Below are 14,970 nucleotides of genomic sequence, written 5' to 3' on the forward strand. Positions count from 1 at the left end.
CTCCCACAGGGAATTGCGGCGAACTCAAGATGTGTGACCACCAAAACCGCATCGATTCAGCTCAGGCGCTCAACCTCCGGTAACTCCATCGCCCGCACTTCGCCCTGCAGGAAATCGCTGAGCCGGCGCATACGCTCACCACCGGGTCGGGTTTTCGGCCAGACCAGGTAATATTTCTCACCGCTGGCAACGGCTGTCGGCCACGGCAGACTCAGCCGTCCCTGGGCAACGTCCTCCGCCACCATCAGCAAATCACCCATGGACACGCCGTATCCTCGGGCGGCGGCGATCATGCCCAACTCCAGTGTGTCGAACACCTGCCCGCCCTTGAGCGACACCTGATCGGTCAGGCCCATGCGCTCCAGCCAATTGCGCCAGTCACGGCGATCCGGGGTCGGGTGCAGCAGTTCGGCATTGGCCAGGCGTGCGAGGTCCCACGGTTGATCGTTCAGAAGATTCGGCGCGCCGACGGGAATCAGCTCTTCCGGGAACAGGAAACTGGCCTCCCAGTCCGGAGGAAAATTGCCGTTGCTGAGGATGACGGCGCAGTCGAAGGGTTCATGGTTGAAGTCCACCGAGTCGACGTCCATCCAGGCGCTGGTCAGTTGCACCTCGTTGCCCGGTTGCAAATGCCGGAATCGGCTGAGCCGCGCCAGCAGCCAACGCATGGTCAGGGTGGACGGCGCTTTCATGCGCAGGATGTCGTCCTCGGCACGCAGGGTGTGGCATGCGCGCTCCAGTGCCGCGAATCCTTCCCGGATGCCGGGCAGGATCAGCCGCGCGGACTCGGTCAATTGCAGATTGCGCCCACTGCGATGGAACAGCCGACAGGCGAAATGCTCTTCGAGCGTACGAATGTGCCGGCTGACCGCACTTTGAGTGATCGACAATTCTTCGGCGGCCCGGGTAAACGAGCTATGCCGCGCCGCTGCTTCGAATGCGCGAAGGGCATACAAGGGAGGAAGACGACGGGACATCAGGAAGACTCCTACAGCGTAATGAGATGAAGTTAACAGAAACGTCCTAGCATGAGTTTTAATCATGCCACCCATCCTTTTTATCCCTTTGTGAATTCCCCGCAAAGCGCCGAGAATCGACGCTTTCCTGCTAACTTTATCGATCGAGCGTGATGACCATGCAGCATCCAGCACGCATTGAACTCTGGGCCATCCTGCGGCTGGCGGGGCCGTTGATTGCCTCGCAGTTGGCGCACATGCTGATGGTCCTCACCGACACCTTGATGATGGCGCGCCTGAGTCCCGAGGCACTCGCTGGCGGCGGCCTTGGTGCAGCCAGTTATTCATTCGTGTCGATCTTTTGCATAGGCGTCATTGCGGCGGTCGGCACCCTGGTAGCGATCCGTCAGGGCGCTGGCGACATTGTCGGTGCGGCGCGCCTGACCCAGGCCGGCCTGTGGCTGGCGTGGTTGATGGCGCTGGTGGCGGGTGTGCTGCTGTGGAACCTCAAACCGGTGCTGCTGCTGTTCGGCCAGACCGAAACCAACGTCGAGGCGGCCGGGCAATTCCTGCTGGTCCTGCCGTTTGCCCTGCCCGGCTATTTGAGCTTCATGGCCCTGCGCGGTTTCACCAGCGCCATCGGCCGCGCGACGCCGGTGATGGTCATCAGCCTCGGCGGCACGGTGGCCAACTTCCTGCTCAACTATGCGTTGATCACCGGCATGTTCGGCCTGCCGAAAATGGGTCTGGTGGGCATCGGCCTGGTGACGGCGATCGTTGCCAACCTCATGGCGCTGGCGCTCGCTCTGCACATCCGTCGGCATCCGGCCTACGACGCTTATCCACTGCGCCAGGGCCTGTCGCGGCCCAACCGCCAGTACCTGAAGGAACTGTGGCGCCTCGGCCTGCCCATTGGCGGCACCTACGCGGTGGAAGTCGGGCTGTTTGCCTTCGCGGCGCTGTGCATGGGCACCATGGGCAGTACGCAATTGGCGGCGCATCAGATCGCCCTGCAGATCGTCTCGGTGGCGTTCATGATCCCGGCGGGGCTTTCCTATGCGATCACCATGCGCATCGGCCAGCACTACGGTGCGGGGCAACTGTTGGGCGCGCGGCTGGCCGGACGGGTTGGTATTGCTTTCGGGGCCGCGGCAATGCTGGGCTTTGCGATGGTTTTCTGGCTGCTGCCGAATCAGTTGATCGGCTTGTTCCTGGACCACAACGACCCGGCATTTCGCGAGGTCATCGACCTGGCGGTGAGTCTGTTGGCGGTAGCGGCATGGTTTGAGCTGTTCGACGGCACGCAAACCATCGCCATGGGCTGCATTCGCGGGCTCAAGGATGCCAAGACCACGTTCCTGGTGGGATTGGGCTGCTATTGGCTGATTGGTGCGCCAGCCGCCTGGTGGATGGCTTTCCATTTGGATGGGGGACCGACGGGCGTCTGGTGGGGGTTGGCGCTGGGGCTGGCGTGTGCGGCGGTGAGCCTGACGCTGGCGTTTGAATGGAAGATGAAGCGGATGATTCGGCGTGAGCCTTCGTCAGGGGCCAACTTCCAAATCGCCCAGGCCGACTGAGATCCCCTGTAGGAGCTGGCTTGCCAGCGAAGGTGGGTCAGCCACATCGATGTCGACTGACACTCCTTCGCTGGCAAGCCAGCTCCTACAGGGGTTGTGGCGGCCGTCAGACCGCCATGACCCTCTGGGTTGCGGTGACCGTCAGATACAGGGGCTGCGGTTGCAATCAGACCACCACATCCATCATCGACTGCTGACCGCCACCAAACGTCAGATACTCAATCAACTCCGCCAACGGCAACGGCTTGCTGATCAGATACCCCTGCACCTGATTACACCCAAACCCGCGCAACAGACTCAGCTGCTCCGGCGTTTCCACACCTTCGGCGACCACGTCGAGATTGAGGTTGTGTGCCAGGTTGATCATCGCATGCACCAGTTTGCGATTCTCTTCGCGCTGTTCCATGCCGCCGACAAAGCTCTTGTCGATTTTCAGCAAAGCAATCGGCAGGCTGTTGAGGTGCACGAACGAAGAGAATCCGGTGCCGAAGTCGTCCAGGGAGAAACGTACCCCCAGGCGCCCCAGGGCATCCATGGTCTGTTTCACCAGATCGCTGCGACGCATGACCGCGGTTTCGGTCAGTTCGAACTCCAGCCACTGCGCCTCGACGCCGCGCTCGGCAATCAGCCGGCTCAGGGTCGACAGCAATTGGCTGTCCTGAAACTGCCGGAACGACAGGTTGATCGCCATGTGCAACGCCGGCAAGCCCCGTTCGCGCAGTGCCTGCATGTCCCGCAAGGCGCGGGAAATTACCCAGTAACCCAGGGGCACGATCAAACCGCTTTGCTCGGCCAGCGGCACGAATTCGCTCGGTGGCAGCAAGCCGCGTTCAGCATGCCGCCAGCGCACCAGGGCTTCGAGACCGACGATGTGCCCGTCCTCGAGGTTCAGCCGTGGTTGGTAGTGCAGCTCCAGCTCATCGCGACGCAAGGCCCGGCGCAGCTCACTTTCCAGGTCAGCCATGCTGCGGGCATTGCGATTGATGCGTTCGTTGAAGATGTGAAAGGTGCAGCCCTGTGTGCTCTTGGCCTGCTGCATGGCAATGTGCGCGTGCCACATCAGCGGGTCGGCACCAGCCTGGGCCCGGGCGTGGGCAATACCGAGACTGGAGCCGATCAGCAGGCTTTCGCCGTCGATCCAATAGGGCTCTGCCAGCGCTTCGGTGATCCGTTCGGCCATCCACTCGGCGCGTTCGGGCGCGCGACGGGTGTCGATCAGCAAGGCAAATTCATCACTGCCCAACCGCGCCAGCTGATCGCCGGCTTCGAGTTGGCTTTTGAGCCGAGCGACCACTTGCAGGATCAATCGGTCACCGGCCTGATGGCCGAGGGAATCGTTGGCATGACGGAAGTTGTCGAGGTCGAGGTGGCCGAGCGCCAGGCCGCGGCCTTCGTTTTCCGCCAGCCGCGCTGTCAGCAAGGTCTGGAACCCCTGGCGATTGGCGATACCAGTCAGCGGGTCTTGCTCGGCCAGGCGCTGCAGCGTGTTTTCCAGCACGCCGCGCTCACGCACATGGCGCAGGCACCGGCGCAGCATGCCCGCATCCAGCAGATCGCGCACCAGCCAGTCGCTCACACCATCGGGCGGCGACAGCGGCTCATGTTCGAGCAGCAATACCGTCGGCAGACTGCAACGACCCGGCTGGGGCTGGAGTGCCGGGATCGTCAATAACACCGCGCTGCGATTGTCATCGAACAGACGGCTGACCGACTCCCAGCTCGGCGCGCTGATCAGCACGGCCGAGCTCCCCATCGGAGCCAGACACTCGCGCAACAACGCCGCCCACCCCGGCTCTTCGGCCAGCAGCAGCAAACGCAAGGGTTCGACAGGCGTAGACAAGCTGGCTCCCCAGACTCTGCAATGATGTAGGCGGCGGGCATTATGCAGCGCCGGTCACCAATGACCAAATGACATGGTTGTCAAACGCGGCGTTGAATTCGAATTTTGAACATTAGTCGCAAATTCAACGCGCATCCTGCGTGAAAGTAACAAAACCGGCAATTGGCGAAAGCGTGCTACGTCACAAGTCGGAGAGAGCAGCACAATTCGCTGAGCCTGTTAAAATGCCGGCCCATTTCGCAAACGACTCCTTTATTTCGTATGTCCCGACTCAATCCCCGGCAGCAAGAAGCCGTGAGCTACGTCGGCGGCCCTCTTTTGGTGCTCGCCGGCGCAGGCTCCGGCAAGACCAGCGTGATCACGCGCAAGATCGCGCACTTGATCCAGAACTGCGGCATCCGCGCCCAGTACATCGTCGCCATGACCTTTACCAACAAGGCCGCGCGCGAGATGAAAGAACGGGTCGGCACCCTGCTCAAGGGCGGCGAAGGCCGCGGCCTGACGGTGTGCACCTTTCACAACCTGGGCCTGAACATCATCCGCAAGGAACATGTTCGCCTGGGATACAAGCCGGGCTTTTCGATCTTTGACGAGACCGACGTCAAAGCCTTGATGACCGACATCATGCAGAAGGAATACTCGGGCGACGACGGCGTCGACGAGATCAAGAACATGATCGGCTCCTGGAAAAACGACCTGATCCTGCCGCCCGAAGCCCTGGAAAATGCGCGCAACCCCAAGGAGCAGACCGCCGCCATCGTCTATACCCACTATCAGCGCACGCTCAAGGCGTTCAACGCAGTGGACTTCGACGACCTGATCCTGCTGCCGGTAAAACTTTTCCAGGAGCACGCCGACATCCTGGAAAAGTGGCAGAACAAAGTCCGTTACCTGCTGGTGGACGAATACCAGGACACCAACGCCAGTCAATATCTGCTGGTGAAGCTGCTGATCGGCACCCGTAACCAGTTCACCGTGGTCGGCGACGACGACCAGTCGATCTACGCCTGGCGCGGCGCCCGCCCGGAAAACCTGATGTTGCTCAAGGACGATTACCCGTCCCTGAAAGTCGTCATGCTCGAGCAGAACTACCGCTCCACCAGCCGCATCCTGCGCTGCGCCAACGTGCTGATCTCGAATAACCCGCACGAATTCGAAAAGCAGCTGTGGAGTGAAATGGGTCACGGCGACGAGATCCGTGTGATCCGCTGTCGCAACGAAGACGCCGAAGCCGAGCGCGTGGCCGTGGAAATCCTCAGCCTGCACTTGCGCACCGATCGGCCATACAGCGATTTCGCGATCCTGTATCGCGGTAATTACCAGGCCAAGTTGATCGAGCTGAAGTTGCAGCATCACCAGGTTCCTTATCGATTGTCCGGCGGCAACAGCTTTTTCGGACGTCAGGAAGTGAAAGACCTGATGGCGTACTTCCGCCTGATCGTGAACCCGGATGACGACAACGCCTTCCTGCGGGTGATCAACGTCCCACGCCGGGAAATCGGTTCGACCACACTGGAAAAGCTAGGCAACTACGCCACCGAACGAAAAATCTCGATGTACGCCGCTACGGACGAAATCGGCCTGGGCGAACACCTGGATGCCCGCTTCACCGATCGCCTGTCGCGCTTCAAGCGCTTCATGGACAGGGTCCGCGAGCAGTGCGCCGGTGAAGACCCGATCTCCGCCCTGCGCAGCATGGTCATGGACATCGACTATGAGAACTGGCTGCGCACCAACAGTTCCAGCGACAAGGCCGCCGATTACCGCATGGGTAACGTCTGGTTCCTGATCGAGGCGTTGAAGAACACCCTCGAGAAAGACGAAGAAGGCGAGATGACCGTCGAAGATGCTATCGGCAAGCTCGTGCTGCGCGACATGCTGGAACGTCAGCAGGAAGAGGAAGACGGCGCCGAAGGCGTGCAGATGATGACTTTGCATGCCTCCAAGGGCCTGGAGTTTCCCTACGTGTTCATCATGGGCATGGAGGAGGAAATCCTCCCGCACCGCTCCAGCATCGAAGCCGACACCATCGAGGAAGAACGCCGCCTGGCCTACGTCGGAATTACCCGTGCGCGTCAGACACTGGCCTTCACCTTCGCCGCCAAGCGCAAGCAATACGGCGAGATCATCGACTGCGCACCGAGCCGTTTCCTCGATGAACTGCCGCCGGACGACCTGGCCTGGGAAGGCAACGACGACACCCCGACCGAAGTCAAAGCCGTGCGCGGCAATTCGGCATTGGCGGATATACGCGCGATGTTAAAGCGCTAGAATTGACTACTTTTTAACCAAGCACTTTTTACGAGCCAGGCGCCCGCCCGTTGCGCCAACTGAGGAAGCTGTTGTGGAAGCACTGCACAAGAAAATCCGCGAAGAAGGCATCGTGCTTTCCGACCAGGTCCTGAAAGTCGATGCCTTTCTGAACCATCAGATCGATCCGGCCCTGATGAAGCTGATCGGCGACGAATTCGCCACGCTGTTCAAGGACTCGGGCATCACCAAGATCGTCACCATCGAAGCCTCAGGCATTGCCCCGGCGATCATGACCGGTCTGAACCTCGGGGTGCCGGTGATTTTCGCGCGCAAGCATCAGTCCCTGACCCTGACCGAAAACCTGCTGTCGGCGACCGTTTACTCGTTCACCAAGCAGACTGAAAGCACCGTGGCGATCTCTCCGCGCCACCTGACCAGCAGCGATCGCGTGCTGATCATCGATGACTTTCTGGCCAATGGTAAGGCGTCACAAGCGCTGATTTCGATCATCAAACAGGCCGGCGCTACCGTGGCGGGCCTGGGGATCGTGATCGAGAAGTCGTTCCAGGGTGGGCGTGCGGAGCTGGATGCGCAGGGTTATCGGGTTGAATCCCTGGCTCGCGTGCAGTCGCTGGCTGGCGGCGTTGTGACCTTCATCGAGTAACCCCCCGACGCCGCAACCCCTGTAGGAGCTGGCTTGCCAGCGAAAGCGGTGTGTCAGTCGACACATGTATTAACTGACCCACCGCCTTCGCTGGCAAGCCAGCTCCTACAGGGGACCGTGTCGGCTGTTATTGCGCGGTGGCCTTCAGGCCGGTGAGCAATAGCCGCTGGAACAAATCCTCTTTCAGCCCTTGCGGGTCAGTCAGCTGCATTCGCTCCAGATGCTCGGGATAAGTCGAAGGCTCCGGAGCATCCAGCGCAGCCTTGCCCAACTCCAGAATCTCGGCGAGCTTGAACTTGCTCTTCAACCAGTTCAGCGCCCGCAACACATCCCGCTCCACCCCGGTGAAATCACACCCCAGGGGATACTCCGGGAACAGATTCGGATGCTGCGCCTGAATCGCCTGCAAACGCTGGGGATTGTTATCCGCAAACCGTGGATCGAGGCGGAAGTCTTTCGGCAATTTGCCAACGTTCTGCGCCTGCTCGATCAACCCTGGCTGAAAGCGTGAGTCGCTGATGTTCAGCAATGCCTCGATCACTGCCTCATCCGTCTTGCCGCGCAAATCGGCGATGCCGTATTCAGTCACCACGATGTCCCGAAGGTGCCGCGGGATCGTGCAATGGCCGTATTCCCAGACGATGTTCGAACTGACGTCACCCCCCGACTCGCGCCAGCTGCGCAATAGCAGCACCGAACGCGCACCTTCCAGCGCATGGCCCTGGGCAACAAAGTTGTACTGCCCGCCCACACCGCTGAGCACCCGCCCGTCTTCCAGCTGATCCGCCACCCCGGCCCCCAACAGGGTCATGGTGAACACGGTATTGATAAAGCGCGCATCGAGGCGCTGCAGACGCTTGAGCTCTTCCTGACCATAGAGCTCGTTGATGTAGCTGATGCGGGTCATGTTGAATGCGAGCCGCTTGCTCTGGGGCAAATCGCGCAAGCGCTCGTAGAAAGTGCGCGGCCCGAGGAAGAAGCCGCCATGGACGCAGATGCCGTCAGTCTGCGCGGCCTCATCCAGGGTGCCGGCATTCGCCTGTTGCTGGGTCGGCACATCGGGGTAGACCTTGCGCCGCACGATCCCGGCATCCGCCAGCACCAGCAAGCCGTTGACGAACATTTCGCTGCAGCCGTAAAGGCCCTTGGCGAAGGGTTCGACGCCGCCTTCACGGTCGATCAGTTGCGCCCACTGGCTGAGATTGATGTCCGCAAGCAAGGCCTTGTAGCCGTCATTGTCGGCTTGTCGCGCCAGCAGCGCGGCGGTCAGGGCATCGCCCATAGCGCCGATGCCGACCTGCAAGGTGCCGCCATCGCGCACCAGCGTGCTGGCGTGCAGGCCAATGAAGTGATCCTGAAAACCCACCGGCATGTTCGGCGTGGAGAACAATGTCGTGCTGTCTTTCTCGTCAATCAACAGGTCGAAGGCATCGATGCCGATTTCCGCGTCGCCGGGCATGTACGGCAAGTCGTTGTGCACCTGCCCTAACAGCAGGATCGTCTCCCCTGCCGCACGGCGCTTGGCGATCATCGGGAACAGGTCGAGGGTGATGTCCGGGTTACAGCTCAGGCTCAGGCGGTCGGGGTGCTCGCTGTGACTCGCCACCAACTGCGCCACCAGGTTCAAGCCTGCGGCATTGATGTCCCGGGCGGCGTGACTGTAGTTGCTGCTGACGTAATCGCGCTGGGCCGGTGCACTGTTGAGCAGGCTGCCAGGCTGCAGAAAGAATTGCTGGATACGAATGTTGGGCGGCAGCTTGTCCTTGTGCAGGCCCGCAAGGAAATCCAGTTCCGGATAGTCGCCGAAAACCCGTTCGATAAAGGGTTCGAGGAAGCACTTTTGCAGGCCGTCGCCTAACGCAGGGCGGCCGAGGCACAGGGCGGTGTAAATGGTCAGCTGCCGTTCGGGCAGTTGTGCAACGCGTTGATACAGCGCGTTGACGAAGTGGTTGGGTTTGCCCAGGCCGAGGGGCAGGCCCATGTGGATATGCGCCGGCAATCGTGCCAACACGTCATCGACCGCCTGCTCGATAGAACACAGCTGCACCATCTGATCCTCCCTTACGTTCCGTGAATGGGGATTAGACCGAGCTTGCCATAATGCCGGCCAATGTAGGAGCGAGCTTGCTCGCGATGGACTCAAGAGCGCCGCGTTTAACCAGCAAATACGCGTTATCGTTAACGACCATCGCGAGCGAGCTCGCTCCTACAGTGGACCGCATTCGCTTGGGAGAGCCGGGTCTTTGCTGCAAAGAATAGTCCCAAGGGCAAATCGCAGACACAAAAAAGCCGCTCGCGAGCGGCTTTTTCCTTGCAGATGAAGCCTTATTTCAGGCCGGACATCTTCTCGATGGCGCCCTTGAGATCGGCATCGGAGCAATCGGCGCAAGTGCCTTTGGGTGGCATCGCATTGATGCCCGAGATGGCTTTGGCGAGCAACCCGTCAACGCCACCTTCTTTCTTGGAGCGTTCGCCCCAAGCCGCGGCATCACCGATTTTCGGCGCGCCCAACAGGCCGGTGCTGTGGCAAGCGTTGCAATGCTTGGCAATCACCGAGTCAGGAGTCTTGGCGTCGCCGCCACCCGCGGAAGCGGCCACTTCCATCCCTTTGCACTCTTGGCCTTGTACACAGACTTTGCCGACTGGCTCAAGGCGTTTTGCAATGTCATCGTTCGTCGCAGCTTGAGCGCTGACTGCCCATAGGGCCAATACGGTTGCTGGTACGGCCAGCATTTTCATAATTAGATTCACGCGTTCACCCTCAATGGTGGCTAGTCACGCCCACGGCCACGGTTCGCAGGCGGGCGCAAGTATAACGGTAAGCCCGCCACACTGAAACAACCCCAAAGTCGAAGGGGTCTTGTGGTGCAGCGGAAAAACAGTCCGGGCACCTGCGCCGTGCTGGCAGGGCGCCTCTTTTGTTAAAAGTTCGCGGGTGTAGCTGCGCTGATTAGTCGCGCTGGCGCATCGAACGGATTGCGAAAACGGTGCGGCTTGGTGCTTTCAAAGTAGTAGCTATCGCCAGCTTCGAGCACAAAAGTTTCAAGCCCGACCACCAGTTCCAGTCTTCCTTCGAGCAAAATCCCGGTTTCCTCGCCCTCGTGGGTGAGCATCTCGTCACCGGTGTCGGCGCCTGGCGGGTAGATTTCATTGAGGAACGCGATAGCCCGGCTCGGGTGAGCCCGGCCGACAAGTTTCATGGTCACTGCGCCATCGGAAATGTCGATCAGCTCGTTGGCCTTGTAGACGATCTGAGTCGGTTTTTCCTGCAGGATCTCTTCGGAAAAGAACTCGACCATGGACATGGGAATCCCGCCCAACACTTTCCGCAGCGAACTGATCGAGGGGCTGACGCTGTTCTTCTCGATCATCGAAATAGTGCTGTTGGTGACGCCCGCCCGTTTGGCGAGTTCACGCTGGGAAAGGCCTTTGAGCTTACGGATGGATTGCAGTCGTTCACCGACGTCCAAGCTTGCGCCTCCAGGATTCAGGTTATTGGAATATTGAGCGTTATCATGGCGACAGCGTTCAGTATTTACAACACTTTGGCCTGAATCCTGTGCTGCGAGGCGACTTTCGGTCCGGGGCGCCTTGGGCTAAGCCCCGCAATAGAGCTTCGGCACCCGGCGCAAGTTGCAGAATATCTGGTAAGGAATCGTGTCGGCGGCCTTGGCCACGTCGCTGGCGAGGATGTTTTTGCCCCACAGCTCCACGGTCGAACCCAGGCCCGCTTGCGGCACATCGGTCAAGTCGATGCAGAGCATGTCCATCGACACCCGCCCGATCAATTGGCTGCGCTGTCCGGCAACCATCACCGGGGTCCCGGTCGGTGCCTGACGTGGGTATCCATCGGCATAACCCATGGCCACCACGCCAACGCGCATCGGCTTTTGGGTGATGAATCTGGCACCGTAGCCAATCGGCTCGCCGGCCGGCAGTTCACGCACGCAAATCACTTTCGATTCGAGGGTCATCACCGGTTGCAGGCGTGACGCCACGGCGTTGGCCTCCTCGAACGGCGTCGCGCCGTAGAGCATGATGCCCGGGCGCACCCAGTCACTCTGAATCTGCGGCCAACCCAGCACCGCCGGCGAGTTGCGCAGGCTGACCTCGGCGGCCAACCCCTGGCGTGCGGCTTCAAAGACTGCCACTTGCTCGGAACTGGCTTGACTGTGCAGCTCATCGGCGCGGGCGAAATGGCTCATCAGCACGATCTTCGCGACCTTGCCGCTGGCCAGCAACCGTTGATAGGCCGCCTGATAATCCTTCGGATGCAGGCCGACCCGGTGCATGCCCGAATCCAGCTTGAGCCAGACCGTGATCGGCTTGCTCAGTGCGGCCTTCTCGATGGCGTCGAGCTGCCACAGCGAATGCACCACGCACCAGAAATCATGCTCGACGATCAGCGACAGCTCATCGGCTTCGAAAAAACCCTCGAGCAGCAACACCGGCGCACGAATGCCGGCGGCGCGCAGCTCCAGGGCTTCTTCGATGCAGGCCACGGCGAACCCGTCCGCCTCGGCTTCCAGTGCCTGGGCGCAACGCACTGCGCCATGGCCATAGGCATCGGCCTTGATCACCGCGAGGGCACGGGCACCCGTGACTTCACGGGCGATCTGGTAGTTGTGACGCAGGGCTTGAAGGTCGATCAGGGCACGGGCAGGACGCATGGCGGCAGACTTCTGGTCGGTCAATGGGAAGAAAAACCGGCGCTGGCTGAGAGCATAAACCGTCTACAGCGCCGGGAGAGGGATAGTTCTGAGCGACTTATCTCAGAGCAGTTACTAAGAGCAGTTACGGCAGAGCAGCTACAACCGACAGCTCCACCAGGATCTCCGGCTCGCACAGCTTCGATTCAACCGTCGCGCGAGCAGGTGCGACGCCTTTTGGCAGCCACTTGTCCCAGACCGCATTCATGCCTTCGAAGTGCGCTTCGATGTCTTTCATGTAAATCGTTACCGACAATAGACGGCTCTTGTCGGTCCCGGCCAAGTCCAGCAAACGCTCGATGTTGGCGAGGGTTTCACGGGTCTGCTGTTCAATCCCGGCACTCATGTCGTCGCCGACTTGCCCTGCCAGATAGACGGTGCCGCTGTGGACAACGATCTGGCTCATGCGCTCATTGGTGAGCTGGCGCTGGATTGACATGTTTTGCGGACTCCTGGGTTTTGTTGCCATAACGAGAAATATCGAGGCCTTCGGCGCTGATTTGCGGCGTTTTCTTCGCCATCAGATCAGCCAGCAGGCGACCGGAGCCGCAGGCCATGGTCCAACCGAGCGTACCGTGACCGGTGTTCAGGAACAGGTTCTTGAACGGTGTGGCGCCAACGATCGGCGTGCCATCCGGTGTGGTCGGACGCAGACCGGTCCAGAAACTCGCCTGGGTCAGATCGCCGCCCTGAGGATAAAGGTCGTTGACGATCATCTCCAGGGTTTCGCGCCGACGCGGGTTCAGCGACAGGTCAAAACCGGCGATTTCAGCCATGCCGCCCACGCGGATACGGTTGTCGAAGCGGGTGATCGCGACCTTGTAGGTCTCGTCGAGGATAGTCGAAGTCGGGGCCATCGCCGCGTTGGTGATCGGTACGGTCAGGGAGTAGCCCTTGAGCGGATACACCGGCGCCTTGATGCCCAGCGGCTTGAGCAGTTGCGGCGAGTAGCTGCCGAGTGCCAGGACGTAGCGGTCAGCGGTTTCCAGCTTACCGTCGATCCAGACACCATTGATGCGGTCGCCGGCGTAGTCGAGGCGTTGAATGTCCTGGTCGAAGCGGAATTCCACACCCAGTTTGGTAGCCATTTCGACCAGGCGGGTGGTGAACATCTGGCAGTCGCCAGTCTGGTCGTTCGGCAGGCGCAGAGCACCCGCGAGGATATTAGTCACGCTGGCCAGCGCCGGCTCGACGCGGGCAATGCCGGCGCGATCGAGCAGTTCGAACGGCACGCCGGACTCTTTCAGCACGGCAATGTCTTTCCAGGCGCCGTCGAGTTGAGCCTGGGTGCGGAACAGCTGTGTCGTACCGAGGCTGCGGCCTTCGTAGGCAATGCCGGTTTCGGCGCGCAACTCGTCGAGGCAGTCACGGCTGTACTCGGACAGGCGGACCATGCGTTCCTTGTTCACCGCATAACGGCTGGCGGTGCAGTTACGCAGCATCTGCGCCATCCACAGGTATTGGTCGATGTTGGCGGTGGCCTTGATCGCCAGCGGTGCGTGGCGCTGCAACAGCCACTTGATGGCCTTGAGCGGCACACCTGGCGCCGCCCATGGCGAGGCATAACCCGGCGAAACCTGCCCGGCGTTGGCGAAACTGGTCTCCATGGCCGCAGCCGGCTGACGGTCCACCACCACCACTTCAAACCCGGCACGGGCCAGATAATAAGCACTGGTGGTGCCGATGACGCCGCTACCCAAGACCATAACGCGCATTTTCATATCCCTCATCGCGGCTTGCCGCTGACGTTTGTTGTTCAGACCGTTGATGTGGGAAGTGTAAAAAAGATTAGCCAGTGCTTTTCACTGTATAAATGCCTATATTTGGCGACAATTCTCGGCAAAAACCCTTTTCACGGAGGCGCATTCCCTATGCGTACCAACACTCAGACCAAACGTGAGCTGGACAAGATCGACCGCAACATCCTGCGGATCCTGCAAGCGGACGGGCGCATTTCCTTTACCGAGCTGGGGGAAAAGGTCGGGCTCTCGACCACGCCCTGTACCGAGCGGGTTCGGCGGCTGGAGCGCGAAGGGATCATCATGGGCTACAACGCCCGGCTCAATCCGCAGCATCTCAAGGGGAGTCTGCTGGTGTTCGTCGAGATCAGCCTCGACTACAAATCCGGCGATACCTTCGAGGAGTTTCGGCGCGCGGTGCTGAAACTGCCCCACGTATTGGAATGCCATTTGGTGTCAGGGGATTTCGACTATCTGGTGAAAGCGCGGATTTCCGAGATGGCTTCGTACCGCAAATTGCTGGGGGATATTTTGCTCAAGCTGCCCCATGTGCGGGAGTCCAAGAGCTATATCGTCATGGAAGAGGTCAAGGAGAGCTTGAATCTGCCGATTCCGGATTGAAGTATTCGTCGCCTGTTCGGGCCTCTTGTCCGATCGTTCCCACGCTCTGCGTGGGAATGCAGCCCGGGACGCTTAGCGTCCCAAGAGCCGAACGCGGAGCGTCCGTTGAGGCATTCCCACGCAGAGCGAGGGAACGATCCCTCCTACACCAACACTTGGCGAGTTGAAGCCATGTACTCATGAATCTGCTTCTCGACCCTTGGATGAATCAGCTCCACCGGCCCTCGCCCATTGGGGCAAGGCAAGGTCTTGGTAGTGCCGAACAGCCGACAGATCAAAGGCCGCTCGTCATACACGGTGCAGCCATTGGGCCCCAGGTGCACGCAATTGAGCTCATCCATGGCCGCGTCCTGCTCGGCCCGGGTCTTGCGGGGCAGGCGGGACATTTCTTCCGGCGAGGTGGTCACCGGCCCACAGCAGTCATGGCAACCGGGCACGCACTCGAAGGAGGGAATCTGCTGACGCAGCGTGCGGATTTTCTGGCTGTTGCAGCTCATCGAAGCGTTGACCGAATGCGGGATAGACCGGGATTCTGACGCAAAAGCCGCGATCCAGACAGTCACAACCGACCAGTGTTGCCCGTACCGGAGGGTCAGGCTTATGCTCCGTCA

General features: G+C 60.4%; 13 protein-coding genes. 4 read left to right on the forward strand and 9 right to left on the reverse strand.

Annotated features, from left to right (window positions below; genetic code table 11):
* Positions 1-56: 56 nt before the first annotated feature.
* Complete coding sequence (locus tag F8N96_RS16605) at positions 57-977, reverse strand: LysR substrate-binding domain-containing protein (protein WP_150798708.1); 921 nt, start codon at positions 975-977, stop codon at positions 57-59.
* Between the two features lie 158 nt (positions 978-1,135).
* Between F8N96_RS16605 and F8N96_RS16610 the strand changes: the two genes are divergently transcribed.
* Entirely contained in the window at positions 1,136-2,533 is a 1,398-nt protein-coding gene (locus F8N96_RS16610; protein ID WP_150798709.1) for a NorM family multidrug efflux MATE transporter, read from the forward strand.
* 166 nt (positions 2,534-2,699) lie between these two features.
* Here the strand turns inward: F8N96_RS16610 and F8N96_RS16615 are convergent, their stop codons facing one another.
* Entirely contained in the window at positions 2,700-4,373 is a 1,674-nt protein-coding gene (locus F8N96_RS16615; protein ID WP_150798710.1) for a putative bifunctional diguanylate cyclase/phosphodiesterase, read from the reverse strand.
* A gap of 261 nt (positions 4,374-4,634) precedes the next feature.
* On the opposite strand from F8N96_RS16615, the gene rep reads away from it, so the two are divergent.
* Positions 4,635-6,644: a DNA helicase Rep gene (rep, locus tag F8N96_RS16620; protein WP_150798711.1), complete on the forward strand. Its 2,010-nt coding sequence runs from the start codon at positions 4,635-4,637 to the stop codon at positions 6,642-6,644.
* A 73-nt stretch (positions 6,645-6,717) separates the two neighbouring features.
* Positions 6,718-7,290 carry a xanthine phosphoribosyltransferase gene (locus F8N96_RS16625; protein ID WP_020799401.1) on the forward strand — a complete coding sequence of 191 codons (573 nt, stop codon included), beginning with the start codon at positions 6,718-6,720 and terminating at the stop codon, positions 7,288-7,290.
* 127 nt (positions 7,291-7,417) lie between these two features.
* Here the strand turns inward: F8N96_RS16625 and F8N96_RS16630 are convergent, their stop codons facing one another.
* From F8N96_RS16630 to dadA, 6 genes are all read right to left on the reverse strand, one after another.
* Complete coding sequence (locus tag F8N96_RS16630; RefSeq protein ID WP_150798712.1) at positions 7,418-9,340, reverse strand: acetyl-CoA hydrolase/transferase C-terminal domain-containing protein; 1,923 nt, start codon at positions 9,338-9,340, stop codon at positions 7,418-7,420.
* Between the two features lie 275 nt (positions 9,341-9,615).
* The gene (locus tag F8N96_RS16635; protein WP_150798713.1) at positions 9,616-10,041 is read right to left on the reverse strand and encodes a c-type cytochrome; all 426 of its coding nucleotides are present in this window, start codon (positions 10,039-10,041) and stop codon (positions 9,616-9,618) included.
* A gap of 170 nt (positions 10,042-10,211) precedes the next feature.
* Positions 10,212-10,760 carry a cupin domain-containing protein gene (locus tag F8N96_RS16640; protein WP_008150195.1) on the reverse strand — a complete coding sequence of 183 codons (549 nt, stop codon included), beginning with the start codon at positions 10,758-10,760 and terminating at the stop codon, positions 10,212-10,214.
* A gap of 126 nt (positions 10,761-10,886) precedes the next feature.
* Positions 10,887-11,960: an alanine racemase gene (gene alr, locus F8N96_RS16645; RefSeq protein WP_150798714.1), complete on the reverse strand. Its 1,074-nt coding sequence runs from the start codon at positions 11,958-11,960 to the stop codon at positions 10,887-10,889.
* A gap of 124 nt (positions 11,961-12,084) precedes the next feature.
* Positions 12,085-12,438 (reverse strand): RidA family protein, encoded by a 354-nt coding sequence (locus F8N96_RS16650; protein ID WP_150798715.1) that lies wholly within the window; start codon positions 12,436-12,438, stop codon positions 12,085-12,087.
* Positions 12,410-13,714, reverse strand: coding sequence for a D-amino acid dehydrogenase (dadA, locus tag F8N96_RS16655; RefSeq protein WP_150798716.1), 1,305 nt, complete (start codon positions 13,712-13,714; stop codon positions 12,410-12,412). The genes F8N96_RS16650 and dadA overlap by 29 nt, the downstream gene beginning before the upstream one ends.
* A 156-nt stretch (positions 13,715-13,870) precedes the next feature.
* Between dadA and F8N96_RS16660 the strand changes: the two genes are divergently transcribed.
* Complete coding sequence (locus F8N96_RS16660; RefSeq protein ID WP_003206849.1) at positions 13,871-14,359, forward strand: Lrp/AsnC ligand binding domain-containing protein; 489 nt, start codon at positions 13,871-13,873, stop codon at positions 14,357-14,359.
* 143 nt (positions 14,360-14,502) lie between these two features.
* On the opposite strand, the gene F8N96_RS16665 is transcribed toward F8N96_RS16660, so the two are convergent.
* A complete protein-coding gene (locus F8N96_RS16665; RefSeq protein ID WP_007947437.1) occupies positions 14,503-14,856 on the reverse strand; it encodes a YkgJ family cysteine cluster protein in 354 nt (117 codons plus the stop codon).
* Positions 14,857-14,970 lie beyond the last annotated feature (114 nt).

This window comes from Pseudomonas fluorescens, from assembly GCF_902497855.1.
Lineage (GTDB): Bacteria > Pseudomonadota > Gammaproteobacteria > Pseudomonadales > Pseudomonadaceae > Aquipseudomonas > Aquipseudomonas fluorescens_BI.

Bases quoted from the DNA above. Each gene is read 5' to 3' on its own strand.
- F8N96_RS16605 (WP_150798708.1), bottom strand. From the start codon at position 977: ATGTCCCGTCGTCTTCCTCCCTTGTATGCCCTTCGCGCATTCGAAGCA.
- F8N96_RS16610 (WP_150798709.1), top strand. From the start codon at position 1,136: ATGCAGCATCCAGCACGCATTGAACTCTGGGCCATCCTGCGGCTGGCG.
- rep (WP_150798711.1), top strand. From the start codon at position 4,635: ATGTCCCGACTCAATCCCCGGCAGCAAGAAGCCGTGAGCTACGTCGGC.
- F8N96_RS16630 (WP_150798712.1), bottom strand. From the start codon at position 9,340: ATGGTGCAGCTGTGTTCTATCGAGCAGGCGGTCGATGACGTGTTGGCA.
- alr (WP_150798714.1), bottom strand. From the start codon at position 11,960: ATGCGTCCTGCCCGTGCCCTGATCGACCTTCAAGCCCTGCGTCACAAC.
- F8N96_RS16650 (WP_150798715.1), bottom strand. From the start codon at position 12,438: ATGTCAATCCAGCGCCAGCTCACCAATGAGCGCATGAGCCAGATCGTT.
- dadA (WP_150798716.1), bottom strand. From the start codon at position 13,714: ATGCGCGTTATGGTCTTGGGTAGCGGCGTCATCGGCACCACCAGTGCT.
- F8N96_RS16660 (WP_003206849.1), top strand. From the start codon at position 13,871: ATGCGTACCAACACTCAGACCAAACGTGAGCTGGACAAGATCGACCGC.
- F8N96_RS16665 (WP_007947437.1), bottom strand. From the start codon at position 14,856: ATGAGCTGCAACAGCCAGAAAATCCGCACGCTGCGTCAGCAGATTCCC.